The organism is Spirosoma utsteinense (genome assembly GCF_014282275.1).
Classification (GTDB): Bacteria; Bacteroidota; Bacteroidia; order Cytophagales; family Spirosomataceae; genus Spirosoma; species Spirosoma utsteinense.
The window spans coordinates 1-25,646 of the sequence record NZ_VFIA01000016.1 but is presented as its reverse complement, the minus strand read 5'-3'; the positions used below and the strand labels follow the sequence as shown (position 1 = coordinate 25,646).

General features: G+C 49.5%; 22 protein-coding genes and 1 tRNA gene. All 23 read left to right on the top strand.

The window, feature by feature from the left end; all coding sequences use genetic code 11:
- The first annotated feature begins 13 nt into the window (after positions 1–13).
- The 23 genes from FH603_RS14250 to FH603_RS14140 all read left to right on the top strand — a co-directional run bounded on the left by FH603_RS14250 (position 14) and on the right by FH603_RS14140 (position 25,383).
- Positions 14–2,419, top strand: coding sequence for a M1 family metallopeptidase (locus FH603_RS14250; RefSeq protein ID WP_186738201.1), 2,406 nt, complete (start codon positions 14–16; stop codon positions 2,417–2,419).
- A gap of 103 nt (positions 2,420–2,522) precedes the next feature.
- Positions 2,523–2,596 (top strand) — tRNA-Pro (locus tag FH603_RS14245).
- Between the two features lie 871 nt (positions 2,597–3,467).
- Positions 3,468–4,304 carry a MotA/TolQ/ExbB proton channel family protein gene (locus FH603_RS14240; RefSeq protein WP_186738200.1) on the top strand — a complete coding sequence of 279 codons (837 nt, stop codon included), beginning with the start codon at positions 3,468–3,470 and terminating at the stop codon, positions 4,302–4,304.
- An 82-nt stretch (positions 4,305–4,386) separates the two neighbouring features.
- The gene (locus FH603_RS14235) at positions 4,387–5,013 is read left to right on the top strand and encodes an ExbD/TolR family protein (protein WP_186738199.1); all 627 of its coding nucleotides are present in this window, start codon (positions 4,387–4,389) and stop codon (positions 5,011–5,013) included.
- Positions 5,014–5,093: 80 nt separating this feature from the next.
- A complete protein-coding gene (locus tag FH603_RS14230) occupies positions 5,094–5,630 on the top strand; it encodes an ExbD/TolR family protein (protein ID WP_186738198.1) in 537 nt (178 codons plus the stop codon).
- Positions 5,631–5,634: 4 nt separating this feature from the next.
- Entirely contained in the window at positions 5,635–6,459 is an 825-nt protein-coding gene (locus FH603_RS14225; RefSeq protein ID WP_186738197.1) for an energy transducer TonB, read from the top strand.
- Between the two features lie 6 nt (positions 6,460–6,465).
- Positions 6,466–6,687 (top strand): hypothetical protein, encoded by a 222-nt coding sequence (locus FH603_RS14220; protein ID WP_186738196.1) that lies wholly within the window; start codon positions 6,466–6,468, stop codon positions 6,685–6,687.
- Complete coding sequence (locus FH603_RS14215) at positions 6,680–7,624, top strand: PstS family phosphate ABC transporter substrate-binding protein (RefSeq protein WP_186738195.1); 945 nt, start codon at positions 6,680–6,682, stop codon at positions 7,622–7,624. The genes FH603_RS14220 and FH603_RS14215 overlap by 8 nt, the downstream gene beginning before the upstream one ends.
- 89 nt (positions 7,625–7,713) lie before the next feature.
- Positions 7,714–9,471, top strand: a complete 1,758-nt coding sequence (locus tag FH603_RS14210) for a tetratricopeptide repeat protein (protein ID WP_186738194.1) — start codon at positions 7,714–7,716, stop codon at positions 9,469–9,471.
- 182 nt (positions 9,472–9,653) lie between these two features.
- The gene (locus tag FH603_RS14205) at positions 9,654–10,241 is read left to right on the top strand and encodes an adenylate kinase (RefSeq protein ID WP_186738193.1); all 588 of its coding nucleotides are present in this window, start codon (positions 9,654–9,656) and stop codon (positions 10,239–10,241) included.
- A 54-nt stretch (positions 10,242–10,295) separates the two neighbouring features.
- Complete coding sequence (obgE, locus tag FH603_RS14200) at positions 10,296–11,303, top strand: GTPase ObgE (RefSeq protein ID WP_186738192.1); 1,008 nt, start codon at positions 10,296–10,298, stop codon at positions 11,301–11,303.
- Positions 11,304–11,360: 57 nt separating this feature from the next.
- Positions 11,361–14,333 carry a sialate O-acetylesterase gene (locus FH603_RS14195; RefSeq protein WP_186738191.1) on the top strand — a complete coding sequence of 991 codons (2,973 nt, stop codon included), beginning with the start codon at positions 11,361–11,363 and terminating at the stop codon, positions 14,331–14,333.
- Between the two features lie 177 nt (positions 14,334–14,510).
- Positions 14,511–16,661: a T9SS type A sorting domain-containing protein gene (locus FH603_RS14190; RefSeq protein WP_186738190.1), complete on the top strand. Its 2,151-nt coding sequence runs from the start codon at positions 14,511–14,513 to the stop codon at positions 16,659–16,661.
- A gap of 215 nt (positions 16,662–16,876) precedes the next feature.
- Positions 16,877–17,248: an NADH-quinone oxidoreductase subunit A gene (locus FH603_RS14185; protein WP_186738189.1), complete on the top strand. Its 372-nt coding sequence runs from the start codon at positions 16,877–16,879 to the stop codon at positions 17,246–17,248.
- A gap of 77 nt (positions 17,249–17,325) precedes the next feature.
- The gene (locus FH603_RS14180; RefSeq protein ID WP_186738188.1) at positions 17,326–17,871 is read left to right on the top strand and encodes an NADH-quinone oxidoreductase subunit B; all 546 of its coding nucleotides are present in this window, start codon (positions 17,326–17,328) and stop codon (positions 17,869–17,871) included.
- Between the two features lie 107 nt (positions 17,872–17,978).
- The gene (locus FH603_RS14175; RefSeq protein WP_186738187.1) at positions 17,979–18,479 is read left to right on the top strand and encodes an NADH-quinone oxidoreductase subunit C; all 501 of its coding nucleotides are present in this window, start codon (positions 17,979–17,981) and stop codon (positions 18,477–18,479) included.
- Between the two features lie 85 nt (positions 18,480–18,564).
- Positions 18,565–19,818: an NADH dehydrogenase (quinone) subunit D gene (gene nuoD, locus FH603_RS14170; protein WP_186738186.1), complete on the top strand. Its 1,254-nt coding sequence runs from the start codon at positions 18,565–18,567 to the stop codon at positions 19,816–19,818.
- Positions 19,819–19,832: 14 nt separating this feature from the next.
- On the top strand, positions 19,833–20,333 hold the full coding sequence (locus FH603_RS14165) for an NADH-quinone oxidoreductase subunit NuoE family protein (RefSeq protein ID WP_186738185.1): 501 nt from the start codon (positions 19,833–19,835) through the stop codon (positions 20,331–20,333).
- 7 nt (positions 20,334–20,340) lie between these two features.
- On the top strand, positions 20,341–21,681 hold the full coding sequence (gene nuoF / locus FH603_RS14160) for an NADH-quinone oxidoreductase subunit NuoF (protein WP_186738184.1): 1,341 nt from the start codon (positions 20,341–20,343) through the stop codon (positions 21,679–21,681).
- Between the two features lie 65 nt (positions 21,682–21,746).
- Positions 21,747–22,832, top strand: coding sequence for an NADH-quinone oxidoreductase subunit G (locus tag FH603_RS14155; protein ID WP_186738183.1), 1,086 nt, complete (start codon positions 21,747–21,749; stop codon positions 22,830–22,832).
- An 85-nt stretch (positions 22,833–22,917) separates the two neighbouring features.
- The gene (gene nuoH, locus FH603_RS14150; RefSeq protein WP_186738182.1) at positions 22,918–24,084 is read left to right on the top strand and encodes an NADH-quinone oxidoreductase subunit NuoH; all 1,167 of its coding nucleotides are present in this window, start codon (positions 22,918–22,920) and stop codon (positions 24,082–24,084) included.
- Positions 24,085–24,160: 76 nt separating this feature from the next.
- Entirely contained in the window at positions 24,161–24,727 is a 567-nt protein-coding gene (locus tag FH603_RS14145; RefSeq protein WP_186738181.1) for a NuoI/complex I 23 kDa subunit family protein, read from the top strand.
- Positions 24,728–24,828: 101 nt separating this feature from the next.
- Positions 24,829–25,383 carry an NADH-quinone oxidoreductase subunit J family protein gene (locus tag FH603_RS14140; protein ID WP_186738180.1) on the top strand — a complete coding sequence of 185 codons (555 nt, stop codon included), beginning with the start codon at positions 24,829–24,831 and terminating at the stop codon, positions 25,381–25,383.
- Positions 25,384–25,646 lie beyond the last annotated feature (263 nt).

The following is a 25,646-nucleotide window of genomic DNA, read 5'->3' as shown; positions in this document are numbered from 1 at the left end:
ATTCCAATCGACTATGAAAAAACTAGTGCTCATGGCAGGCTTAACCCTCTGGTCAGCCGCTTTGATGGCGCAGGCACCAGCCGCCCCTACGCAGAACGCCAACACGCGTTTTGAGCAGCTCGGCCCGGTTCTGCCCACGCCGAACACCTTTCGCACGGCATCGGGCGCGCCGGGGAAAGACTACTTCCAGAACCGCGCCGACTACGACATCAAAGTCGAACTCGACGACGCCAACCAGAAGATCATCGGTACGGAGACTGTTACCTATCACAACAACTCGACCGATGCACTGCCTTTTATCTGGCTTCAGCTCGATCAGAACCTGTTTGCAAAAGGCTCGACCGGCAGCGTAACCCGCACCGGCGGTGTCAACGAAAACGGGATGAGCTTCGCACAGTTGCAGAACCTGACATCGGTTCGGGAGCGCAGCAGCCAGCAGGCGTCTGACAAATACGGTTATAAGATTGTGTCGGTTAAAGATGCCAAGTCAGGTAAAACGTTGCAATACACCATTAACCAGACCATGATGCGGGTCGATCTGCCAGCGGCCATTAAGCCCGGCGGCAGCTATTCGTTCAACGTCGACTGGAACTACTTCATCACCGAGTACTACGGTCGGAGCGGAATGGAGTTTTTTGCTAAAGACGGCAACTACAATTACTTCATTGCCCACTGGTTTCCCCGCCTGTGCGCTTACAATGACGTAAATGGCTGGCAGAACAAGCAGTTTCTGGGACAGGGCGAGTTCACGCTCATCTTTGGCAACTACAAAGTAGCCATCACGGTACCGAATGACCATATTGTTGGCGCTACGGGTGAGTGTCAGAACTACAAGCAGGTATTGACGGCTGCGCAACAAAAGCGCATGGCCCAGGCCGCTACGTCTAAATCACCCGTCGTTATTGTGACGCAGGCGGAAGCCGAAGCCGCCGAGAAAGCCAAACCCGGCGATGCCAAAGGCAAGAAAACCTGGGTCTATAACGCGCAGAACGTTCGTGACTTTGCCTTTACCAGCAGCCGTAAGTTCATTTGGGACGCCATGCAAACCGACGTTTATGGCGATGGCCACAAGATCTGGAGCATGTCGTTTTATTCGAAAGAGGGTAACCCGCTATGGGGTCAGTATTCGACCCGCGTAGTAGAGCATACGCTGAAATCATACGGTAACCGGACCATCAAATACCCGTACCCAGTAGCTATCTCCTGCCACGCGACGGCGGGTGGCGGTATGGAATACCCGATGATCTCGTTCAATGGTGGTCGGCCGGAAGCGGACGGGACATATAGCGAAGCGGTGAAATACGGTATGATCGGCGTTATCATTCACGAAGTAGGGCACAACTTCTTCCCCATGATCGTCAACTCCGACGAGCGCCAGTGGACCTGGATGGACGAAGGCCTGAACACATTCTGCCAGTATCTGGCCGAAAAGGAGTGGGATTTTAACTACCCAACCCGTCGTGGTGAGCCTCAACTGATTGTCGATTATATGAAATCAGACAAAGCGGTGCTGTCGCCGATCATGACCTCGTCTGACAACGTCATTGGTCTTGGGCCAAATGCGTACGCCAAACCAGCTACGGCGCTGAACATCCTGCGGGAGACGGTAATGGGCCGCGAACTGTTCGACTATGCCTTTAAAGAATATGCGCGCCGGTGGGCGTTCAAATCACCCGAGCCCGCCGACTTGTTCCGTACGCTGGAAGATGCATCGGGGGTTGACCTCGACTGGTTCTGGAAAGGCTGGTTCTACGGCGTTGAGCCGGTAGATCAGGACCTGGTAGAAGTCGATTGGTTTCAGGTCGATTCGGGTAATCCGGAAGTAACCAAAGCGGCTGCCCGGGCTGAAGCCAAACGTCGCGCTGGTACGATCAGCAAGCAGCGCGATGCGGCTACCCAGGCAGAATCAGTTGTTGCGAAAGACTCCTCCATGAAAGACTTTTACAATAACTACGACCCCTACACGGTCACGGATGCCGATAAGAAAAAGTACCAGGATTACCTGGCTACGTTGAGCGAAGACGAGCGAAAGACTCTCGAAACGAACGCAGCAACGAACTTTTACACCCTGTCGCTGAAGAACAAAGGCGGGTTGCCCATGCCGGTTATCATCCGGATGCAGTTCGAAGACGGCACCGATTCGGTAGCCCGTTTCCCGGCCGAGATCTGGCGCTTCAACGATGTGTCGATCAAGAAAGTGATTGCAACGCCCAAGAAGGTGACGCAGTGGATTCTTGACCCTTATCAGGAGATTGCGGACATCGACACGGAGAACAACGCGTTCCCACGGATGGCAGCTCCAACGCGCTTTCAGTTGTTCAGACAACAGCAGCGTGGTGGTGGAGCAGCGCCAAACCCAATGCAGCAGCAGAAGCGGGCTACTCAGCCTGCTGCTACCCAGGGAAGCGGCAAGAACTAGGTTTTAATTTGTAAACAATGTACAGGGCCTGATGAGTTGATAAAGAATTTCAGTTCCTAGGGCCTTGTACATTGTTCTTTATCCATTACTTTTGCAAACCATTCGGGATGTAGCGCAGTCCGGTAGCGTGCTTGCATGGGGTGCAAGAGGTCGTGGGTTCGAATCCCGCCTTCCCGACTCAAAGCTGACTAACTTAGTCAGCTTTTTTTTGTGCAAAAAATAACCGGACCCCTGTTCTGCCAATGTAAAATAGGGTGATCTATAGGCACCTTCTATCACTCCATCTTTCAAAATAGTCCTTCAACTCGTACGCTCCGAACTCGTCGAACGGCACTCTCTACAAGCGAATCATTCTACCTATAGCCCGGCTATGGGCCCTGCCTGAGTTGTGTTTTATGGGATTTCGAACGGGCAAATCATGTCATATATACCCGCCCGGCACCGACTTTATGTAACTAAATTTTAATTTTATACTTACTTATTTGGCCTATAAATTGGCCTATACACGGTAGCGTTACCGACTACGAAGACCGAAAAGGGGTAAAAAAATGCGTTATCCTCTAATTTTTTGAGATTCTTTTATGGAATTACGGGCAACTTTTCATCTCCCTTGAAAAAGATGGTGTAGCCCTTCGGAGAGGTAATCGAGGATTCCCGTTCAAACAGTTTATTAACCTTAACAATTATTTTATGAGCCACGCGCCCCCCTGAAACAACGAATTTTACCAAATGAAACTGGAGAGAATACTATTTTCAGGCTTGACAAACAAGGTTTTATCTACCTCTTAGCCTATTTACTACTAAGTCTTTAGAGTCAGATATATCCAAGTAAATATTGCCGAATTGCCATAAAAAACTTGCTGGATTGCTATAAAAGTGAAACATTTGGCAAACATGATTGTGTGGTTTTAGTTAGAAAAGCCATAGTTTTGTGGAGGTTTGAAGGCGTTTCCATCAATTTTTGGAAGTACAAACCGAAAGAGTCTAAAATTTTCACTTTTTTTACCGGGCAAACCAACTTTCAATTTAACCCTACAGTCCAGTTCCAATGAAAACACAAACTCCCTCTCCAGCACCAGCCAAAGCATCGGCACCCAAGAAGTCGTCGTCGGGTGGCCTGAATCCCGCGTTCGTTATTCCGGTCCTGTTGCTGATCGGTATCCTGACGTACATGTTCGTATTTGGCGACGGGAGCCACTTCCAGGAAGGTGACAACACAAAAGAACCTCTGCCAGGAGATTATTTCGGTACCGTGTACAAAGGCGGATTTATCGTGCCTATTCTGTTCACTTGCTTCCTGACGGTATTGGTTTTCTCTATCGAGCGTTTCTTCACCATCGGCCGCGCTAATGGCACGGGTTCGATCGACGATTTCGTTCGTAAGGTGAAAAGCCAACTCGACCGTAACGACATAGCCGGTGCTATCCAGGAGTGCGACAAGCAGAAAGGATCAATCGGTAATGTTGTTAAGACGGCCCTTGTGAAGTATCAGCAACTGTCGACCGACACAGAACTGACCAAAGAGCAGAAACTGGTTTCTCTCCAGAAGGAAGTAGAAGAAGCTACTACGCTAGAGCTACCAATGCTGGAAAAGAACCTGACCATCATTGCTACGCTGGCTTCGGTATCGACTCTGATCGCTCTGCTAGGTACTGTACTTGGTATGATCCGTGCTTTCGCAGCTATGGGTGCTACGGGCCAGCCTGACACAGGCGCTCTGTCGACGGGTATCTCTGAGGCCCTTGTAAACACGGCTCTGGGTATCGGTACGGCTGCTATTGCAACCATCATGTATAGCTACTTTACTAGCCGGATCGACGTGTTGACCTACAACATTGACGAAATCGGTTTGAGCATCCAGCAAAACTTCGCGGCTCACAACTAAGGCTGCGTCATTGACGGATCACAGTTGTGTAATTAACCATCCTACCCGGCCCCAGGCCGGGTAGGCAGAAACAGAACTAATTATGCCCGCAGTTAAAATTAAACGCGCCAGTTCATCGGTAGATATGACGGCGATGACCGATGTGGCGTTCCTGTTGCTGACCTTCTTTATCCTGACGGCTCAATTTCGTTCGCAGGATGCGGCCAGCATCGAAACACCCTCGTCTATCTCTGGTATCAAAGTCCCCGACAGCGATATCATGACGATTGGTCTGGGCAGGGATGGCAAAGTATATTTCGGCATCGATAACGCGGCAAACCGCATTGCCATGCTGGATAACATTGCTGCCGCAAAAGGAATCACGTTCTCCAACAACGAAAAGAAGGAGTTCTCGCTGATGTCGAATTTCGGCTTGCCCATTAACCAGTTGAAGTCCTTTTTGAGCCTACCCAAAGAACAGCAGGGCAAAGTAAAACAGTCAGGCATTCCAACAGATTCGACCGGTGCAGCCCCATCGAATGAGTTGAAAGAGTGGGTTTACAATGCACGGAAGGCTAACAACAAATTGCGGATTGCGGTAAAAGGTGATAACCTCGCCAAATTCCCGGAATTCAAAAATGTGTTGGCTACGCTCCAGGCTCAGAACATCAATAAATTCAACCTGATCACCGGTACGGAAGCTCCCCCGGCAGGCTGGAAAGCAGACTAACTCTGTTTGTCGTGAAATGGGTAGTGACTCCGAGATGAGTTCATTAGCCAATAGCCACAAACCACAAACGAACACGAATCATGGCAGAAATTAACACTGGTGGTGGTGGTGGTAAGCATGATGGTGGTAAGGTACGGTCCAAGAAAGCGTCAACCCGGGTGGATATGACACCCATGGTTGATCTGGGATTTCTCCTGATTACCTTTTTCATTCTGGCCACCACACTGAGCAAGCCATCCTCGATGACGCTCAACGTGCCGGACAAGACCAAAACAGAAGAAACGGAGCCAATCAAAGCGTCGAACGTAATGACCATTTTTCTGGGCAAAGACAACAAGGCGCATTACATCTTTGGCAAAGCCGCTAACGAAGACCCTGAAGTGAAAACGGTTGGTTACGGATACGAATTCCGGCAGGCCATCCAGGAGAACGCCCGCAAGGTACCCGGTGACAAATTTGTGGTAGTTATCAAGCCAACCAAGCAGTCGACCTATAAAAATATGGTTGATGTACTGGACGAGATGGCCATCACAAAAACGAAGCGATATGCCCTCGTTGATCAGTTGACGGCGGATGAGAAAAAAATGCTCAAGGATAAGGCTAAAATAGACGCATAACACCATGGCAGAGAATCCCCAAAACGCAACACTCGATGATATTGTGTTTGCGAACCGGAATAAGGCGTATGGTGCCTATTCGTTGCGGAAAGAATACCCCAAGACTGTAACACGGGCCCTCATCATTGGCGGCATCCTGTTCACACTGGGCGTACTTGCCCCGACCATCATAACAGCTTTAGCTCCGGAAGAAGAAAAACAGGCAATGGTTGAGGTCGACTTGATGAAGTTACCACCACCACCCATTGACCCTAATGAGCCGCCACCACCGCCACCACCACCTGTTGAGGTGCCCAAGGTGAATACGGTGAAGTTCCTTCCGCCCGAAGTGAAGCCGGATGAGGAAGTTCCGGAAGAAACTCCTCCGCCTGCTGTAGAAGAACTGAAAGAAGCAGTTGCTGCAGAGCAAACACAGGAAGGTGATCCTAACGCGGAAGATATCATTGCTGCACCTGAAGCATCGGCGGCTCCTACGAAAGTAGAGGTAGCTGTAGAAGCTGCTCCTAAAGAAGAGCAAATCTTCACGGTAGTAGAACAACAGCCTGAGTTCACAGGAGGTATGGCTGCTTTAGGCCAGTATCTTCAAAAGAACCTTCGCTATCCGGCAGCTGCTCAGCGGGCAAACGTAGCAGGCCGCGTATTCGTGAGCTTTGTTGTCAATACCGATGGCAGTATCCAGGACGTTCAAGTACTGAAAGGACTTGGCTTCGGTACCGATGAAGAAGCACAACGTGTGGTAAAAGGTATGCCGAAATGGCGTCCAGGTAAGCAGTCAGGACGGCCTGTTCGGGTAAAATACAACCTGCCTATCAACTTTACGCTGGAATAATTTCCCATGCGCAGACAGAATAAAGGACCAGCGCGATTAACGCTGTATGTTGCAGTGCTAGCTTCGCTGGCGTACCTGGGAGGAGGCATCGCACTGATAGCCTCCTCTCAGTCTTTTGGTGTGTTTCCGGAGCCGGGCCTACTGCGGTATAGTATGGGTACGCTGCTATTCATTTACGGGAGCTTTCGGGCCTATCGTGCTTATCAACGTTTTCAGGAAGATGATTAACTATCTGGCGTCTAAGGTTGCTCTGTCATTCGGTTGTCTGGCACTGTTGATGGGTTGCGATGGCGGCAAGTCGCAACTGGACAATCCGTCGCGAGGTACCATAACGGTAGCTGCCGACGAATCATTTTTACCGTTGGTTACTCAGCTGACATCGGCTTATGCGGGTATCTATCCCAATGTCCATTTCAATGTCGTGTTCAAGCCAGAGCAGGAAGCCATCAATATGATGCTGAAGGATAGCGCCCGGCTGGTGTTTGCTACCCGTAAATTGACTGCAAATGAGCGTTTGGCATTGGATAACCTGAAAATCAAGGGAGCTGCTATCAAGATTGCTACCGATGGTGTTGCGCTTATTGTCAACAAAGCCAATACGGATAGTTTGATCACCATGAATGAGCTGCGCGATATTTTTAGCGGTAGAACCAAACAATGGGCACAATTAAAAGGTAGTAATCAGAAAAATCCTATTACACTCGTTTTTGACAATAATAATTCCAGTAATCTGGACTTTGTGCTGGATACGCTAAAGGTCAGTAGTGTAAAAGATCTGCGTATTTTCACAACGAAATCGAATCGGGAGGTAATTGACTTTGTTCGTAAAAATCCATCGGCACTAGGCTTTATTGGTGTCAACTGGATTAGCGATAGCGATGAGCCGCTTTCTGTTGATCTGGCTCGTGATTTGCGCGTTGTAGGTGTTTCAAACAAAACGAATCCTACAGGCAGAAGCGACTATTTCCAGCCGTTTCAGGAGGATTTAGGTATGCAGCGATACCCACTTCGTCGGCCAGTTTATATACTAAGTCGTGAAAGCCACCCTGGTTTAGGTGGAGGATTGATCAATTATATTACTCGGGACGCAGGCTCTTTAATTGTTCGAAAATTGGGTTTATGGCCCGCAATGCAGTATAATAGAGAGGTTAACCTGACAAAGTGATCAAGTTTTTTGCTTTGATCGCAATTTTTTAGTTTTGCCGGGTGTTTATAAGACACAACTAACTTTTTCCCATTTCCAACCTAAAATACATGATGAACAACCAGAAAAAGTCGCTGTTGACCATCCTGTTTGTAGGAGCGTCTATAACTGCTCCACTGATGGCGCAGGACGTACAAACGGCCTTGAAAGACATCGATGCTGAGCGGTTTGCCAAAGCAGGTCAGACGTTAACTCAATTAGCGTCCAGTTCACCTTCCGCTGACAATCAGTTCTATCTTGGTTATTACTACCTTAAAACCGGGCAACTCGATCAGGCTAAAGCAGCTTTCGAGAAAGGAGCGGCTGCTGATGGTAAGAACCAGTTGAACAACATTGGGCTTGCTGGTGTAGCCTTATCGAAAAAGGACCGGGCTGCGGCTAAAACGTTGATCGACAACGCTGTTAATCAAACCAAGAGCAAAAATCAGGATGTGCTGGTTCGGGCTGCTGAAATGTACACCATTTCAGAGCAGACCAACGATCCTGCGGAGGCACTGCGTTTGCTGACGATTGCTGACGAGAAAGACAAGAAAAACGAGCGTGCAGACATCGAGATGACGATGGGCGATGCTTATTTTCTCAAGAATGATGGTGGTAACGCTATCACGAAATATGAGAATGCATTAACGATCAGTCCAACTCTCGCCGAAGCGAACTTCAAAATTGGACAGCTCTATCTGCGTGGTAAGAACTATGTCAAAGCACAGGAGTTTTTTAAACTGGCCATCCAGAACGATCCTGAGTTTGCACCAACGTATCGTGCATTTGCCGATGCGCTAGCCAACTCCCGCGCTTATAAAGCAGCAGCACAGAACTACGAACTGTATATTCAGAAAAGTGGTACGACGGATCCTGAGTTACTACTCGATGTAGCCCGCTATAAGTTTCTGGCTGAAGATTATCAGGGTGCTATTACTTATTTGGATCAGTTGAAAGGAAAGATCAACAATCCGATTATCGACCGTATGTACGGTTGGGCCTATACTGCACTCGGAAAAAACAACGAAGCGGTAGAATCTTTGAACCGATTTATCTCGACAGCTCCTCAGAAAGTAATCTACGACGATTACAAATATCTGGGTCGGGCCCAGGGTCAATTGGGTACGCCAGAAGGCGATTCGTTAAGCATCGTTAACCTGGAGAAAGCAGCAGTTGAAGACACTACGGAAAACCTCTACCGTGAAATCGCGAAGAAGTACTACGATATCAAGCGGTATGATAAGGCAGCTGACTACTATGCAAAAACCATCCAGAAAGACAAGAAACCGCTGAACAACGACTATCTGTTCAACGCGTTATCCAACTATCAGTATGGTTTCCGGGTAGGACGTGATTCGCTGGCAGCTCCGATGGACACGGCGCAGATCCGGGTAGGCAGACAAACCTACTTCCTGCGGGCAGATTCGGCCTTTGCTCAAATGGCACAGCAGGTTGAGAAGACAGCCGGTGAAACATACCCGCTGGCTTACTACTACCGTGGACAGTCGACGTACTATGCTTATCCGCCGACTGTATCGCTGGCATCAGGTGCTGCGGTTCCTCACTACGAGAAATTCATCGAGATGGCGAACGCTGAACCGGATTCAACCAAGAAGCAGTCTTATCTGAAGAACCTGATAACATCGTATAAATTCCTGGCCTCCTACAATCTGGCCAAAAAGGATGAAGCGAAGGCAAAAGAGTACTTCAATAAGGTGCTGGAACTCGATCCAAACGATGCCGACGTGAAGAAGGCGCTTGATCCGGCAAAGCCAGCGGCTAAGCCAGCAACAAAAGCACCGGCTAAGAAAAGTTCAGCCAGCAAGTAAGCTGGATATACAAATTGTAACCAATAGAAAAGCGCGGGCAAACTGTCCGCGCTTTTTCTTTATTAATGCCCAAATAATAAAAACCAGCGGTGCTCCGTAAGGGTAGTTATTATTTTTCAGGGCTAATCGTAACTTTGCGGGCGCAATTTTTTGTCTGAACGACACTACTACTATACATCCGTATGCTTAACCTTGTACTGTTTGGCCCTCCAGGCGCCGGAAAAGGAACCCAAAGTGAGAAACTAATTGCAAAATATAATCTGATTCATCTGTCTACCGGCGATTTATTACGTTCCCAAATTGCTGCCGGGACTGAGCTTGGGCTACGGGCAAAACAATTAATGGACCAGGGACTGCTGGTACCGGATGAGGTAGTGATCGGCATGATTGGTCATAAGTTGCGCGAAAATCAGTCAGCATTAGGGTTTATTTTCGACGGCTTTCCCCGTACCGTACCACAAGCCGAAGCACTCGATCAGTTACTGGCGCAGTACAATACCCAGATCACAACGATGATTGCGCTTGTGGTTGAGGATGAAGAACTGATTCGCCGACTATTAAAGCGGGGCGAGACATCGGGGCGGCCAGACGATCAGAACGATGAGTTGATCCGCCGACGTGTACTGGAATATAATAGTAAGACAAAACCCGTTGCTGATTATTACGGCCAACAGGGAAAATATACAGCCATTGATGGCATTGGAGATATCGATACCATTTTTGGTGGTATTTGTAAAGAACTTGAGAAATCGGACCAGAAAGCCGATTGATGCCCATTGCCAGTACATAAACTGGCTGGGTAAACTATGCAGTAAACAACAACCATGGCTTCATCGAATTTTATAGATTACGTAAAAATAAACTGTCGCTCAGGCGCGGGTGGTGCAGGATCTGTGCATTTTCGTCGTGAGAAACACACGCCCAAAGGGGGCCCCGACGGCGGTGACGGCGGCCGTGGAGGGCATATAATTTTGCGGGGCAGCTCGCAGATGTGGACGCTTCTACACCTTAAGTATCGCAAACACATCAAAGCCGAAGCCGGTGTAGCTGGTGAAGGTGGCCGACGAAGCGGGGCTCAGGGAACAGATGTCATCCTGGAGGTGCCTTTGGGGACCATTGCCCGCAATCCGGACACGGGCAATGTACTTGCCGAAATAACAGAAGATGGGCAGGATATTATCTTGTTTCCGGGTGGACGGGGCGGCTTGGGTAACGACCATTTTAAAACCCCAACCCAGCAGGCACCCGACTATGCCCAGCCGGGCGAACCAGGTTGCGAAGAGTGGGTTGTGCTGGAGTTAAAGTTACTGGCTGACGTTGGTCTGGTTGGTTTTCCCAATGCCGGTAAATCTACGTTGCTATCCGTCGTTTCAGCCGCCCGCCCCGAAATTGCTGATTATGCGTTTACAACCCTTGTACCCAATTTAGGGGTCGTAGCTTACAGAGACTACAAGTCGTTTGTTATGGCTGATATTCCGGGTATCATCGAGGGGGCTTCTCAGGGAAAGGGTTTAGGACTGCGTTTTCTGAGACATATCGAACGTAACTCCATATTGCTATTTCTTATACCAGCCAATAGTGAAGATATACGCCACGAATACAATACACTGCTAAACGAATTACGGGAGTACAATCCAGAGTTGATGGATAAAACGCGTTTACTGGCTATTTCCAAAATTGACCTCGTCGATCAGGAGGCACTGAGCCGTTTGAAAGAGAATTTACCCAAAAATGTACCTGTTGCGTTTATCTCCTCCGTTAATCAGCAAGGCTTAGACGAGTTAAAGGATATTATCTGGCAAAGCCTGACGATAGCCAATGAACCGGAATAGCTATATACCTATCAATACGCGGCTATGCTTATGATTCCGGCCGCATTGCTCTATGCTATGAAACACTTTTCCGTATTTTTGTGCGCGGGTTTTTTTTTGCTGATCCCCCTATTTACCCTGGCGCAGGTACAGGTTTCCTTTCCAACCAGTAGAGCAGTCCTCCAGCGTAATGGAGCCAACCAGGCCACCATTCGGATTACCGGTTTCTATTCAACGGCCGTTGGTCGCATTGAAGCCCGTTTGATAGCCCGTGATGGCCAGGGGACAAATACAGACTGGCGCACCGTCCAGGACAACCCGACGGGTGGCGTTTACGCTGGCGATATCAATGGCAGTGGCGGCTGGTACAACCTCGAAGTGCGGGGTATGAACGGTGATCAGCAGGTAGGTAGCGTGACAACGGTTGATCGTGTGGGCATTGGCGAAGTATTTATCATTGCCGGACAATCCAATGCCCAGGGAATTCACCAGGATGCGCCAAATCCACAGAATGACCGGGTCAACTGCGTAAACTATCGTTATCCAAACGAGGCATTTCCAAATGACCCACCCGTACCGGTATTCACTCGGTTAGATAACTCACCCGATTTTACCATAGCGCCCCGTGGCGTGGGGAGCTGGTGCTGGGGGCAACTAGGGGATTTGTTGGTAAAACGCCTGAATGTTCCGGTTATGTTTTTTAATGCTGCTTTTACAGGAACAGCTGTGCGAAACTGGCGCGATAGTGCGCCTGAAGGGGGTGTTGCTTATGGCGTTGTTAATGGACTGCCTTACCTGGCGCGTCAACCCTACATAAATATTAAATTAGCCCTTCAGTTCTACTCCAATATGCTTGGCGTTCGGGCTGTGTTGTGGCATCAGGGTGAGACGGACAATCTGATCAATACAGAGACAAGCCGTTATGTAAGCGAATTACAATTCGTGATCAATCAAAGTCGACAGGATTTTGGTAAGAATGTCCCTTGGGTTGTATCCAGAGTGTCGTATGGCGACTTCATTGGTGGTACAGACCCCGCTATCATTGCGGCTCAAAATCAGGTGCTAGCCTCCACGCCCAGCGTATTTGCAGGACCTGAAACCGACAATATTCAGGTACCGCGTAGCCGGGCACCCCTGTTCGACGGCCTGCATTTCGACATGAATGGCCTTGTTGAGTTGGCCAATGCCTGGAGTAATAGCCTGAATGATTCCTTTTTTCAGGGAGCAACACCCATAAGCGCATCGCCCGCCCCGGTTGTAACAGCAGCCTGCGCCGGAGGTACCAACGTGACGTTTACGGTGAATGGCGATTATGCCTCCATCCAGTGGGAATCGGGCGAGACAGGACGTTCCATTACAAAAGGACCCGGTACGCAAGTACGGGCCAAGGTGAAAGATAGTCGCGGCAATACTTTTTTTACCACGTACGTGCGGGTGTCAGATTTGCCCGTCGCCAGCGTAGTGGGGAATGGTCCACCATCGGTATGCATTGGCAGTAGTTTAGGGCTAACCACCAACTACGATAACGTATCGTGGATCAATCAGCAAACGAACGAAACGGTATCGACCAGCCGGACGCTTACGACAACAAACGCGGGTGCCTATTATGTTAGATACCGTGACGTAAGCGGCTGCGACTTCACCTCAAACACCCTGAACGTAACGGTCAATCCACTGCCGGCTACCCCCACTATTGCCAACGACCGGCCCACTACTTTTTGCCAGGGCGATAACACCGTGCTTCGGGGTAGCAGTGACAACGTACGCTACAACTGGAGCGATGGTCAGCAGAACAAAACGATTACGGTCGGCGCATCCGGAGCTTACTTCACAACAGTGACCGATCAAAACAATTGCACTTCAGCTCAATCGAATACGATTGTTGTAACGGCTAACCCAGTGCCCGCCAAGCCCGTTATTGCGCTGAGCGGACCAACTACATTCTGTGCCGATCAATCGCTCACATTAACGGCACCCGAGGGGCTTACCTACCAATGGACAGGCGGGCCAACCACTCGTTCCATCACTACCAACCAGCCGGGGGCATATTCCGTACAGACGCGTAATCAGTTCGGTTGCAACTCCGTTCAGTCAGACGTGATCAGAACAACGGTAAATCCCTTACCCCCAACGCCTTCTGCTTCGGCGGCAGGCGTTACCACATTTTGTGCTGGCAACCGTGTTACACTGAATGCCAGCAGCGACCTGAATGTGGTATGGTCGAGTGGCCAAACCGACAAGACGATCTCGGTTACTACATCGGGGAATTATGCCGTTCGGTCACGCGACCAGAACGGGTGTTTGTCTCCCAGTTCACCAGCCATTACCGTTACCGTAAACCCTTTGCCTGCGGCTCCTCCTATTTTATCGAGCCGGGAGCCAACGATCTGCGAAGGCGACCGCATTACGTTTCGGGTAGAAGGCCCTTATACCGTGTTCTGGAGTACGGGCGATTCGACCCAAACGATCACGACAAATCTGGCTGGTGCCTACTCGGCCAGGGTACGTGATGTCAATGGATGCGTATCGACCCAATCCCGGAATACTACGGTTGAACTGCGTCCTCTGCCACCTGCGCCGAGCATTAACATGGTGGGCACATTTACACTCGAAGCGATCAGTTCAACCAACGGTACCCAGTTCCGCTGGCGCCGGGATAACGATTCGCTAACGACTCCGACGGCCATTATTAAAGCGAGCCAATCAGGCAGCTATACAGCTCGTGCTTCAATTATTTACTCACCAACGCTCACTTGCTTTTCAGTCCCATCGGCTCCTTACGTGTTCACGATCGATGAGAGTATCAATGGCCTGAGCATTTATCCAAACCCCAATCCAGATAAAGTTCTGGTGATCGAAACCCAGACAGTGCTGACCAATGCAACCTTAACAGTCTATACATTAACAGGTCAGGCTGTGTTTACAAGTGTTGTACCTTCCTTCGATGAGCGAAAACAGTTACGGTTAACGGGTATGCAATCGGGCCAATACATACTACGAGTCCAAGCCGCTGATTTTGACGTTTCAAAACGAATTCTTCTCGGATTGTAATATTAATCCAAGACATACCGTTCAATCATAAACAGTACCTTTGAATTTGCATTTTACCGGGAAAAGAGCAAAATTCATAATCGTATTGAACGAGTGAGGTTTATTTTCTACTTTATCTACAGATCTGTTCTTTAATGAAATCGTAGTCTGGTAGAAATTGCTACTAATGAACAGCGAATGAATAACCACTATTTTTTACGGCGACTATTAGTTCTTAGTCTGACGCTAACTTCTTTCATCGCGTCGGCTCAGACTACTGGTCAGCTCATTAAGATTACCTACCCTGAAAGCAGGGCTGTCTTTCAACGTGAGAACGATAATACCAGTACCATCTATCTATCGGGAAGTTATTACCAGCCCATCGATAGTGTGCAGGCCAGGGTACAGGCAGAAGTAGCTGGTCAGGGACTGAATACGGACTGGGTCACGATTCAGCGCGCTCCGCAAGGGGGCGTGTTCCAGGGAGCGCTACGGGCAAAAGGTGGCTGGTACCGGCTTGAGGTACAGGCTTTCGCAGGTAGAACCGTTATATCCAGCGACGTTGTTCGTAAAGTAGGTATTGGTGAAGTATTTATCATTACAGGCCAGTCGAACGCACAGGGGTTCCAGAATTTTGGGGCGGTAGGCGCATCCGACGACCGGGTCAACTGCGTAACGTACGATAATTCCACGGCCAATTCGCTGAACGATCCGCCAGCGCCAATCTTTCAGCAGTTGAGCGCGTCGGCGCTAATTGGGCCGCGGGGTAAAAGCGCCTGGTGCTGGGGCGTTTTGGGTGATCTGATTGCCAAGCAATATCAAGTTCCTGTTCTGTTTATCAACACGGCCTGGCAGGGTACCGTAATCAGAAACTGGCGAGAAAGTGCGGAGGGAAAGATAACAAAGAACATTTTCGCGATGGGTACGCCTTTCGAGGATTTTCCGGTGGGAATGCCTTATGCCAATTTGGTTATTGCCCTCCGGTATTACTGTTCTATTCAGGGTATGCGCGCCGTGTTATGGCAGCAGGGTGAAAACGACAATGTCCCGCTGAACTCGACCCGGCAGGCTTACAGTGAGGATATGCAGTATATCATCAACAAGACCAGAGCCGACACACGCCGTTATCCAGCCTGGGTACTGGCCCGCTCGTCCTACAACGCCGGTAAAGTAAGTCAGGAGATTATTCAGGCGCAGAACGATGTTATCAACACCTACAATAACAATGTTTTTGCGGGGCCCTTCACTGATAATATACAAGTGCCGCGATTTGAAGGCGAAGTTCACTTTGGTGGCGAAGGGTTGAAGCAGCTGGGACAAGCCTGGTTCGAAAGTCTGAACGCTGTTTTCTTTGCCAGCTCACGTCCATTGCCACCCTTACCCCCACCAACCATTGCGGTTACGTGTGCAGCGTCGAACAACGCACTGACGGTCAAACTTCCCGACCTGTATACCTCATACACCTGGAATTCAGGTCAAAAGACCCAGTCCATCAACATCAACCAAACCGGCGATTACAGGGCCATTTTAAAAGATGAGTATGGCAACACTTACCTGTCGCCTATTCTCAACGTACAGGGTCCGATCCAGCCCACCAACCCAACTATTTCGTTGGTCAATCAGCCTAATCGGGTTGCCAATGCGCAACAACAGGTTTGTGCCGACTCGTCTCTGTCGCTGCTGGCCAATACGGGAACGAACAGTTCAGCTATCTGGAGCAATGGTACGGTTGGCAAAACAATAGCTGTCAGCACCGCCGGTAACTATACGGCACAATCGATTAGTGTGTACGGCTGTAAATCAGCGCAGACATCGGCCATCAGCCTGACTGTACGGCCTAAAGTGCCTACGCCAAGCGTCGAACAGATTGGGACCTATTCGTTACAGGCCGTGTTGCCAACGCCATCTGGTGCCCAGTCCGATCTATTTGACTGGCGACGGGGGGGAGAGTTATTGCCTCAAAAAGGCGCGGTCATAAAAGTGGTTGTAACATCTAATTACACGACCCGCGCCAAGTCGACCTTCACTATCAGTGGTAGTGACAGCCTGACCTGCTACTCCGATTACAGTACGCCAAAGGCGTTTACCTTCGACCAGTCGGCAGGCGGACTCAGTGTATATCCAAACCCCTCCCCCAATGGTGTTGTGATCATTGAAACACTGGAAAACCTGAATGATGCGAGTATAGCTATTTTCTCGCTCACCGGGCAGCAGTTATTTACACAACAGGTTCCGCTGCTGGACGAGCGCAAGAGCATTAACCTAACTGGTCTTGCCCAGGGCGAATACATCATTAGGGTACGTTCATCGGGATTCAACGTCTCCAGGCGCATCATCATCAACCGGTAAGCCTTTATACCTGTTACAAAGAAAAGCCCTTCCATGTGGAAGGGCTTTTCTTTGTAACAGGTATAAAGTATCAGTAGTTTAAGGTACGTATAATGTATTGCACAGCCGCATTTCGTATTTTTGAACGTTAGTTTCCCAAAGCCCGTGGCCAACTTAACTTCATGGCTCAATTGGTTTTATCGTTACCTTTGTCGTATCCTTCTCAAGCATATAATATGAACGCAACATACGTTCCAGCAGACTATTTACCGGTATTAATTCAATTGGCACTGGCGCTTGGTTTTATTGTAACAACAATGATTGTTACCCATAACATTGGACCAAAGCGCAACAGCCTGAAAAAGGATGACCCTTTCGAGTGCGGTATTCCCGTCCAGGGCGATGCCCGTACCCCAATTTCGATCAAGTACTTCCTGATTGCCATCCTCTTCGTTCTTTTCGATGTGGAGGTAATTTTTCTGTATCCCTGGGCCGTTAATTTTAAAGGACTGGGGGTAACAGGTTTCGTTGAAATGGTCCTGTTTATGGGCTTGCTGCTTGCAGGCTTTTACTACATCATCCGGAAGGGCGTCCTGAAGTGGGAGTAGCTCAATAGATGAATTTTTAATCATTCCTATTCGTTGTATAATAAGCAACTACAACCGCACGGCGGACCGTGTTTTATATGGCAACTGACATCAAGATAGTAGAAGGCCCGGCGAGTTACGAAGGTCCGGGATTTCAGGCCACATCGTTCGACAAATTGATTGGTTTGGCGCGGGCAAATTCGCTTTGGCCCTTACCATTTGCTACCTCCTGCTGCGGCATTGAGTTTATGTCAACGATGGCTTCCCATTACGATCTGGCCCGGTTTGGTTCAGAGCGACCAAGTTTCTCACCCCGTCAGGCCGATATGCTGTTGGTAGCAGGCACCATCGCCAAGAAGATGGGCCCTATTGTGAAACAGGTGTATCTACAGATGGCAGAACCCCGCTGGGTCATCGCTATTGGTGCCTGTGCGTCGAGTGGTGGTATTTTCGATACATATAGCGTATTGCAGGGTATCGACCGCATTATTCCCGTCGATGTTTATGTGCCCGGCTGCCCACCCCGCCCGGAGCAGATTCTCGATGGCGTAATGCAGGTACAGGAGCTCGCCAAGAACGAGTCACTGCGCCGACGCAATACCGAAGAATATACAAAGCTGCTGAATTCATATAGTATTGAATAACCGCTGGCCGGGTACATGAAGTGTATACCTGGCCCGGTTCATCCTGCGTTTGCCAGAGCTGACCAATCAGCAAATGGCTTCGATATCTAAATCACCTTTCACCCACTATGCTGACCAACGAGGAAGTTGCGCAGACCCTTATTCAACAGTTTGGCGAGACCGTTAGCGACTTCGACGATCCGTATGATCTGCTGACCTTTTCGACCAGCCGGGATCATATCGTTGAGGTTGTTCAGTACCTGAGAGATCACCCGGTATATCAGGTTGGTTTTCTAACCGATGTTACGGCAGTCCATTACCCGGATTCTGTTGGAAAAGAGTTCTGTGTGGTTTACCACATGCACAGTTTGACCAATAATTTCCGGATACGGATCAAGGTATATCTCCAGGCCGACGACGTGCATATACCAACGATCATTCCGTTGTTTGCCGGTGCTAACTGGATGGAACGCGAAACCTTCGACCTGTTCGGTATCAGTTTTGATGGTCATCCCGACCTTCGCCGGATTTTGAACATGGAGGAGATGGATTATCACCCCATGCGCAAACAGTACCCGCTCGAGGATGAGACGCGGGAAGACAAAATAGACGCCTTGTTTGGACGATGACCAAAGTAGAAGTATTGAAGAGTGAAAGAGCGCTGAAGCCGCACCTTATCACTCTTTTGTTCTTTTGCTCTTTCACTCTTTGACTATGATTTCCGAAGAACTCGATATAGCGCCGAAAAACGTTCCGGGTAATGATCTGCCAGCCCGCAACGATAATGGCCCCGTTCAGTATGTCAATGAACTGACAACACTCAACCTCGGACCAACCCACCCCGCCACCCACGGTATTTTTCAGAACATCCTTCAAATGGATGGCGAGAAGATCGTATCAAGTGAGCAGACCATTGGTTATATCCACCGGGCATTCGAAAAGATTGCCGAGCGTCGTCCTTTCTACCAGATTACCACCCTCACTGATCGCATGAACTATTGTTCGTCGCCGATTAACAATATGGGCTGGCACATGACGGTTGAAAAGCTGCTGGGTATCGACGTACCCAAGCGGGCACAATATATTCGGGTTATCCTGATGGAGTTGGCCCGCATATCGGATCACCTCATCTGTAACGGTATCCTGGGCGTAGATGCAGGTGCCTTCACCGGCTTTCTGTACATCTATCAGGAGCGGGAGAACATTTACGATATCTATGAAGAAGTTTGCGGAGCCCGTCTGACTACAAATATGGGCCGTATTGGCGGAATGGAGCGTGATTTATCACCAACTGCCATCCGTAAAATAAAGGAGCTGCTGGTTCGGTTTCCGAAAGTGCTGACGGAGTTTGAAAACCTGTTCAACCGCAACCGGATTTTCATGGACCGCGTCGTAAACGTGGGTGGCATCTCGGCAGAGCGAGCCCTGAGCTATGGCTTTACAGGGCCGAACCTGCGGGCAGCCGGTGTCGACTATGACGTTCGCGTAATGAACCCATACTCCTCGTATCAGGATTTTGAGTTCGATATTCCGGTGGGGCAGAGTGGCGACACCTACGATCGGTTTATGGTTCGTAACGGCGAGATGTGGCAGAGCCTGCGCATTATAGAGCAGGCGCTCAACAACCTGCCCGAAGGACCTTACTACGCCGATGCTCCTCAGTATTACCTACCTCCGAAGCAGGAAGTTTACAAGAACATGGAAGCGCTGATTTACCATTTCAAAATTGTTATGGGTGAAATCGACGCGCCGGTTGGTGAAGTGTACCACGCCGTAGAAGGGGGTAATGGTGAGTTAGGTTTTTACCTCATCAGCGACGGTGGCCGGACACCTTACCGTCTGCACTTCCGTCGGCCGTGTTTCATTTATTACCAGGCCTATCCCGAAATGTGTAAAGGTCTGACCCTCTCCGATGCCATCGTGATCATGAGTAGCATGAACGTAATTGCCGGTGAATTAGACGCGTAAACCTGCTGTACATAATGATGACCGAGACACCTAATAAAGTACTATTTACGCCGGAACGACTTGCCAAATCGCAGGAAATGATCGCCCGTTATCCGGAGGGCAAACAAAAATCGGCTCTGTTACCATTGTTGCACCTTCTACAGGAGCAGGAAGGCTGGACCAGCCCCGAAGGCATGGAGTATGTAGGGCAGCTGCTGGGCATTGAGCCCATCGAAGTATTCGAAGTAGCCACCTTTTACACCATGTATCATATTAAGCCCGTAGGCAAGCACGTAATCGAGTACTGCCGTACAGGACCCTGTTGCCTGATGGGGGGCGAAGAGGTGTATGCTCACCTGAAACAACGCCTGGGCATCGATACGGGCCAAACTACTGTTGACGGTCAGTTTACGCTTAAGGAAGTAGAATGTCTGGCAGCCTGCGGTATGGGCCCCGTGTTTCAGGTACGGGAGAAGTATTACATGAACCTGACCAACGAACGTGTAGACGAGATCATCGACGAACTGTCTAAATAACCCACACATGGCTACTAAAATATTGACAGAACACATCCATGTTCCCGGCATCGAAACCTTCGATGTATACCGGAAGCAGGGTGGCTATACGGCTGTTGAGAAAGCCGTGAAAACGATGACGCCCGAAACCATCGTTGAAGAAGTGAAAAAAGCGGGTGTCCGTGGCCGGGGTGGGGCCGGTTTCCCGATGGGAATGAAATGGAGCTTTCTGGCTAAGCCCGAAGGCGTTCCCCGGTACCTGGTCTGCAACGCCGACGAGTCGGAGCCGGGTACGTTCAAGGACCATTACCTGATGAAGAACAACCCTCACCTGCTTATTGAGGGAATGATTGTTTCGTCATTTGCCCTGGGAGCCAATACGTCCTTCATCTATGTGCGGGGCGAATTGATGTATGTGATCAATATCCTTGAACAAGCCATTGCTGAAGCGAAAGCGAAGGGATTTCTCGGGAAAAATATTCTTGGTAGCGGCTATGACCTTGAACTGGTCGTACAGCCGGGCGGTGGTGCTTACATCTGCGGTGAAGAAACGGCGCTACTCGAATCACTCGAAGGCAAACGGGGTAATCCACGCAACAAACCACCGTTCCCTGCCGTAAAAGGGCTGTATCAATCCCCTACTGTTGTCAACAACGTGGAGTCGATTGCAACAACGCCCTGGATTATAAACAACGGCGGTGATGCTTACGCAGCGGTTGGAATCGGACGCAGTACGGGTACGAAGCTAATCTCCGCTTCGGGCCATATTAACAAACCGGGTGTGTATGAAATCGAACTGGGCCTTCCGGTCGAAGATTTCCTTTACGCTGATGAGTGGTGCGGTGGTATCCGGCCCGGCCATAAGTTCAAGGCCCTTGTTGCTGGTGGTTCATCGGTTCCTATCCTGCCTGCGAATCTGGCCCTTACCCTGGCTAATGGTGATAAACGACTGATGAGTTATGAGTCGCTATCGGAAGGTGGCTTCCAAACGGGTACCATGCTTGGTTCAGGCGGATTCATCGTTTTTGACGAAACAGCCTGTATCGTTCGGAACACGTGGAATTTTTCACGGTTCTACCACCACGAATCCTGCGGACAGTGCAGCCCCTGCCGGGAAGGAACGGGCTGGATGGAGAAGGTCCTTCACCGGATCGAGTACGGCCATGGCCATCAGCAGGACATCGATTTGCTTGTTGATGTAGCCAGGAAAATTGAAGGAAATACGATTTGCCCGTTGGGCGATGCAGCCGCCTGGCCTGTTGCCAGTGCCATACGGCATTTCCGTGACGAGTTCCAGTGGCATATCGACCACCCAACCGAAGCGACGCAGCCGGGCGCTGTCTATCGGGGCGAAATGGCGTTAGTGTAATTGTAATGGGGCTGAAAAGCCGTTTAGTAACGAATGATTGGCGGCTATAAGCCGCATTACGATACATGGAAGAAATAAAGCCGCAACTACTTAAAGTCACCATCGACGGTATCATGGTCGAGGTGGAGCCGGGAACGACCATTTTACAGGCCGCCCGTAAGATAGGTCCAGACGTGGCCCCTCCGGCAATGTGCTACTACCAGCCTCTCAAAGGCAGTGGTGGAAAATGCCGGGCCTGTCTGGTTCGGGTAGCCGCCGGATCAGAAAAAGATCCGCGTCCAATGCCCAAATTAGTGGCCTCCTGCCTGACGGCTGTTCAGGACGGGATGGTGGTTGAAAACAAGACCAATCCAGCGGTAATTGATGCGCGTAATGGCGTCGTTGAATTTTTGCTGCTGAATCACCCGCTCGATTGCCCTGTTTGCGACCAGGCTGGCGAATGCGATCTGCAAAATTTCGCTTTCGACCACGGCAAAGCCACAACCCGTTACGAAGAGGAACGCCGTACATTCGAGAAACATGACATTGGACCCTACGTCCAGTTGCATATGACGCGTTGCATTCTCTGCTATCGCTGCGTGTATACCGCCGACCAGATTACGAACAAACGGGTTCACGGCGTACTGGGCCGGGGCGATGCCTCTGAAATTGGTACGTACATCGAGAAAGCGATCGACAACGATTTTTCGGGTAATGTCATCGATGTATGCCCGGTTGGTGCGCTAACCGACAAAACGTATCGGTTTAAAAACCGGGTATGGTTCACTAAACCCGTTGATGCCCACCGTAATTGCCCAACCTGTTCGGGTAATGTAACGCTCTGGTATCGGGGAGAAGAAGTGATTCGGGTAACATCGCGGCAGAATGAGTGGGGTGAAGCTATCGAGTTTATCTGCAACACCTGCCGTTTCGAAACGAAAAATACCAGCGACTGGACCATAGAAGGGCCCACCAAAATATCGCGGGCATCGGTCATTTCGACAAACAAGTATCGGGCCGACGCTGCCAAGCCAAGCTTCGGCAAGCGGCTGGCTGCTGCAGAGTACAAACAGATTCATGATGAGCGTGACACGTCGCAGTTAGGTATCCAGCAATTGCCACCTGAACGGTTCGCAAAAACGCTGCCCTCAGCCATGGAGCCAGAGATTTAAATTTTTGACATCAACGGGGTATCCGGTTTCTATACCGGATACCTATTCAACAAGGCCGGGTTCAGCAACCCGCTATTAATTCAATATGGAACTACCCGTATTAACGGTCAAAGGGCTGATTATCCTCGCTATTTTCGGGATTACGCTGCTTATTGCGACCTACTCCACCTATGCTGAGCGTAAGGTGGCAGCGTTTCTGCAAGACCGCCTTGGTCCTAACCGGGCGGGTCCATGGGGCTTATTACAGCCCATAGCCGACGCGGGCAAGATGTTTTTCAAGGAAGATTTTATTCCGTCGCAGGCCAGCAAATGGTTGTTTATTCTGGGTCCCTGCCTGGCCATGCTGACCGCCCTTATGTCGAGTGCGGTCATTCCCTTCGGCGACAGCGTCCGGTTCATTTGGGACAAAGTGAACTACGAAGTAGCTATTCAGGGAATTGAGATCAACATCGGGGTTCTGTACATTTTCGGTGTTGTTTCACTGGGCGTATATGGTGTTATGGTCGGCGGCTGGGCGTCGAACAACAAATTTTCCCTCCTGGGCGCTATCCGTGCGGCATCGCAGAATATTAGTTATGAAATTGCACTGGGGCTTTCGCTGATTACGATCCTGATGATGACAGGTTCACTGTCGTTACGGGCCATCATCGATGAGCAGGCTACCTTTTTCGAGTGGAACATTTTTACGCAACCCCTGGGCTTCGTCATCTTTTTAACATGTTCGTTTGCTGAGTGTAACCGCACCCCCTTCGACTTACCGGAGTGCGAAACGGAACTTGTTGGCGGGTACCATACGGAATATAGCTCCATGAAACTTGGGTTTTACCTGTTCTCGGAGTACATCAACATGTTTGTCTCATCGGCCTTCATCTCATGCCTGTATTTTGGCGGTTTCCATTATCCATTCATCAATGAAGTGAACCAGGCTCTTGAGAACTCCCTGGGTGCCGTGGCTGGTCATAACGTAGCTACACTGATTGGTGTGGTGGTGATGTTCAGCAAAATTTTCTTCTTTATCTTCTTCTTCATGTGGGTTCGGTGGACGCTTCCCCGCTTCCGTTATGACCAGTTGATGAATCTGGGTTGGAAGACATTTATTCCCCTGTCTATTCTGAACGTCGTGTTGACGGGTGCTGGGTTGCTTTACAATTTCAAGTATGCTACCTGGCTAATCGCTATTGTTATGATCGTGATGGCGGTGGTATCGACTGCCCGCGCTCCAAAACCGAACATTGTTCCGCAACGAACCTAATCTGTTACAGGGACACAGTTTACGGTAACAGGCACTTATTCAAATGTCCGCTACCGTAAGCCATAACTTGAAAGCCATGCAACTAACTAATCGATCTGTACAAGTCAGCAATAAAGAGATGACGATGGCAGAAAAGATGTACCTGCCCGCCATTATTGGTGGTCTGGCCATCACGATCCGTCACTTCTTCCGAAAAAAGCCGACTATCCAATATCCGGAAGTAAAGAAATACCTCGGTCCCATTTACAGAGGACACCACATATTGAAGCGAGACGAACAGGGACGCGAGCGTTGTACGGCTTGCGGTCTGTGTGCGGTAGCGTGCCCGGCCGAAGCGATCTCTATGGTAGCGGCCGAACGTCAGAAGGGCGAAGAGAAGCTCTACCGGGAAGAGAAATACGCAGCTGTGTACGAAATAAACATGCTGCGCTGCATCTTCTGTGGCTTATGTGAAGAAGCATGCCCTAAACAGGCGGTTTACCTTCGGCATGACCAGATGGTACCTATCTTCACCGAGCGGCAGGACGTAATTTATGGAAAAGACAAACTGGTCGAGAAAATGGACGACCGCTATATTCGTGTCGCCAACTCCGAAGTAAAAGCAACCCCAACCGAACCAAGTCTCACACGGGCTGCAACCTAGAAACTTGTCATTGTGTCATTGCCGGGCGTGGACAACTTTTATGTTCGATGGCTGCAATGACCGCTAATGATGAGTTACGACTATCTATTGACTACCAAGCTATGACTGAATTTATAAGCTTTTTTAAAACCCTGACACCGACCGGGTATCTATTTCTGATTCTGACAATAATTACGTTGTTCAGTGCTATCGGCGTCGTTACGGCCCGTAACCCGATTTATAGTGTATTAGCGCTAATTGCCACGTTTTTTTGTCTGTCAGGCCATTATATTCTGCTGAATGCTCAGTTTCTGGCAGCGGTAAATATCATTGTCTACGCCGGCGCTATCATGGTTTTGTTCCTGTTTACGATTATGTTCCTCAACCTACGGCAGGATGATGAAGAGTCGAAGACGAACCTCACTAAAATGGCTTCCGTCGTTGTGGGTGGAATGCTTATGGTCATGCTTATTACTATTTTCCGCGCCAAAAGTGCGCAGGTGCCAACCTATAGTGCTACGGCGTTTAACCCCAAAACGGGTCTGGTCGAGAATCTGGGCAACCTGCTCTATAACGACTACATTTTACCTTTCGAACTGGCATCAGTCCTGTTCCTGGTAGCGATGGTCGGCGCGGTTATGCTGGGCAAACGCGAAGCAGGCGACCGGCATTTCTAGCCCTAGCGAGGGTACCCATTTATAAAAAACGCCGATCTTGACTGCAAGATCGGCGTTTTTTATTGAGCTTGATTTAAATCAAGAGATATAAGGGAGGTCGCGCCAACGAACAGGTAGTTATAGATAAAGATGGTTTACTTTTCTACTACGGGACTAGTACTTGTCCAATTTAATTATTAGAATAATCTGATTTATTCATAGGATTGACCTGCTCATACCATCGTTTGAGTTTATCTTCAGCCGTAGCCACCGTGAAACTCCAA

What these genes read in the sequence shown, in the direction of transcription:
- FH603_RS14250 (WP_186738201.1), top strand. Translation starts at nt 14, where the DNA reads ATGAAAAAACTAGTGCTCATGGCAGGCTTAACCCTCTGGTCAGCCGCT.
- FH603_RS14240 (WP_186738200.1), top strand. Translation starts at nt 3,468, where the DNA reads ATGAAAACACAAACTCCCTCTCCAGCACCAGCCAAAGCATCGGCACCC.
- FH603_RS14235 (WP_186738199.1), top strand. Translation starts at nt 4,387, where the DNA reads ATGCCCGCAGTTAAAATTAAACGCGCCAGTTCATCGGTAGATATGACG.
- FH603_RS14230 (WP_186738198.1), top strand. Translation starts at nt 5,094, where the DNA reads ATGGCAGAAATTAACACTGGTGGTGGTGGTGGTAAGCATGATGGTGGT.
- FH603_RS14225 (WP_186738197.1), top strand. Translation starts at nt 5,635, where the DNA reads ATGGCAGAGAATCCCCAAAACGCAACACTCGATGATATTGTGTTTGCG.
- FH603_RS14220 (WP_186738196.1), top strand. Translation starts at nt 6,466, where the DNA reads ATGCGCAGACAGAATAAAGGACCAGCGCGATTAACGCTGTATGTTGCA.
- FH603_RS14215 (WP_186738195.1), top strand. Translation starts at nt 6,680, where the DNA reads ATGATTAACTATCTGGCGTCTAAGGTTGCTCTGTCATTCGGTTGTCTG.
- FH603_RS14210 (WP_186738194.1), top strand. Translation starts at nt 7,714, where the DNA reads ATGATGAACAACCAGAAAAAGTCGCTGTTGACCATCCTGTTTGTAGGA.
- FH603_RS14205 (WP_186738193.1), top strand. Translation starts at nt 9,654, where the DNA reads ATGCTTAACCTTGTACTGTTTGGCCCTCCAGGCGCCGGAAAAGGAACC.
- obgE (WP_186738192.1), top strand. Translation starts at nt 10,296, where the DNA reads ATGGCTTCATCGAATTTTATAGATTACGTAAAAATAAACTGTCGCTCA.
- FH603_RS14195 (WP_186738191.1), top strand. Translation starts at nt 11,361, where the DNA reads ATGAAACACTTTTCCGTATTTTTGTGCGCGGGTTTTTTTTTGCTGATC.
- FH603_RS14190 (WP_186738190.1), top strand. Translation starts at nt 14,511, where the DNA reads ATGAATAACCACTATTTTTTACGGCGACTATTAGTTCTTAGTCTGACG.
- FH603_RS14185 (WP_186738189.1), top strand. Translation starts at nt 16,877, where the DNA reads ATGAACGCAACATACGTTCCAGCAGACTATTTACCGGTATTAATTCAA.
- FH603_RS14180 (WP_186738188.1), top strand. Translation starts at nt 17,326, where the DNA reads ATGGCAACTGACATCAAGATAGTAGAAGGCCCGGCGAGTTACGAAGGT.
- FH603_RS14175 (WP_186738187.1), top strand. Translation starts at nt 17,979, where the DNA reads ATGCTGACCAACGAGGAAGTTGCGCAGACCCTTATTCAACAGTTTGGC.
- nuoD (WP_186738186.1), top strand. Translation starts at nt 18,565, where the DNA reads ATGATTTCCGAAGAACTCGATATAGCGCCGAAAAACGTTCCGGGTAAT.
- FH603_RS14165 (WP_186738185.1), top strand. Translation starts at nt 19,833, where the DNA reads ATGATGACCGAGACACCTAATAAAGTACTATTTACGCCGGAACGACTT.
- nuoF (WP_186738184.1), top strand. Translation starts at nt 20,341, where the DNA reads ATGGCTACTAAAATATTGACAGAACACATCCATGTTCCCGGCATCGAA.
- FH603_RS14155 (WP_186738183.1), top strand. Translation starts at nt 21,747, where the DNA reads ATGGAAGAAATAAAGCCGCAACTACTTAAAGTCACCATCGACGGTATC.
- nuoH (WP_186738182.1), top strand. Translation starts at nt 22,918, where the DNA reads ATGGAACTACCCGTATTAACGGTCAAAGGGCTGATTATCCTCGCTATT.
- FH603_RS14145 (WP_186738181.1), top strand. Translation starts at nt 24,161, where the DNA reads ATGCAACTAACTAATCGATCTGTACAAGTCAGCAATAAAGAGATGACG.
- FH603_RS14140 (WP_186738180.1), top strand. Translation starts at nt 24,829, where the DNA reads ATGACTGAATTTATAAGCTTTTTTAAAACCCTGACACCGACCGGGTAT.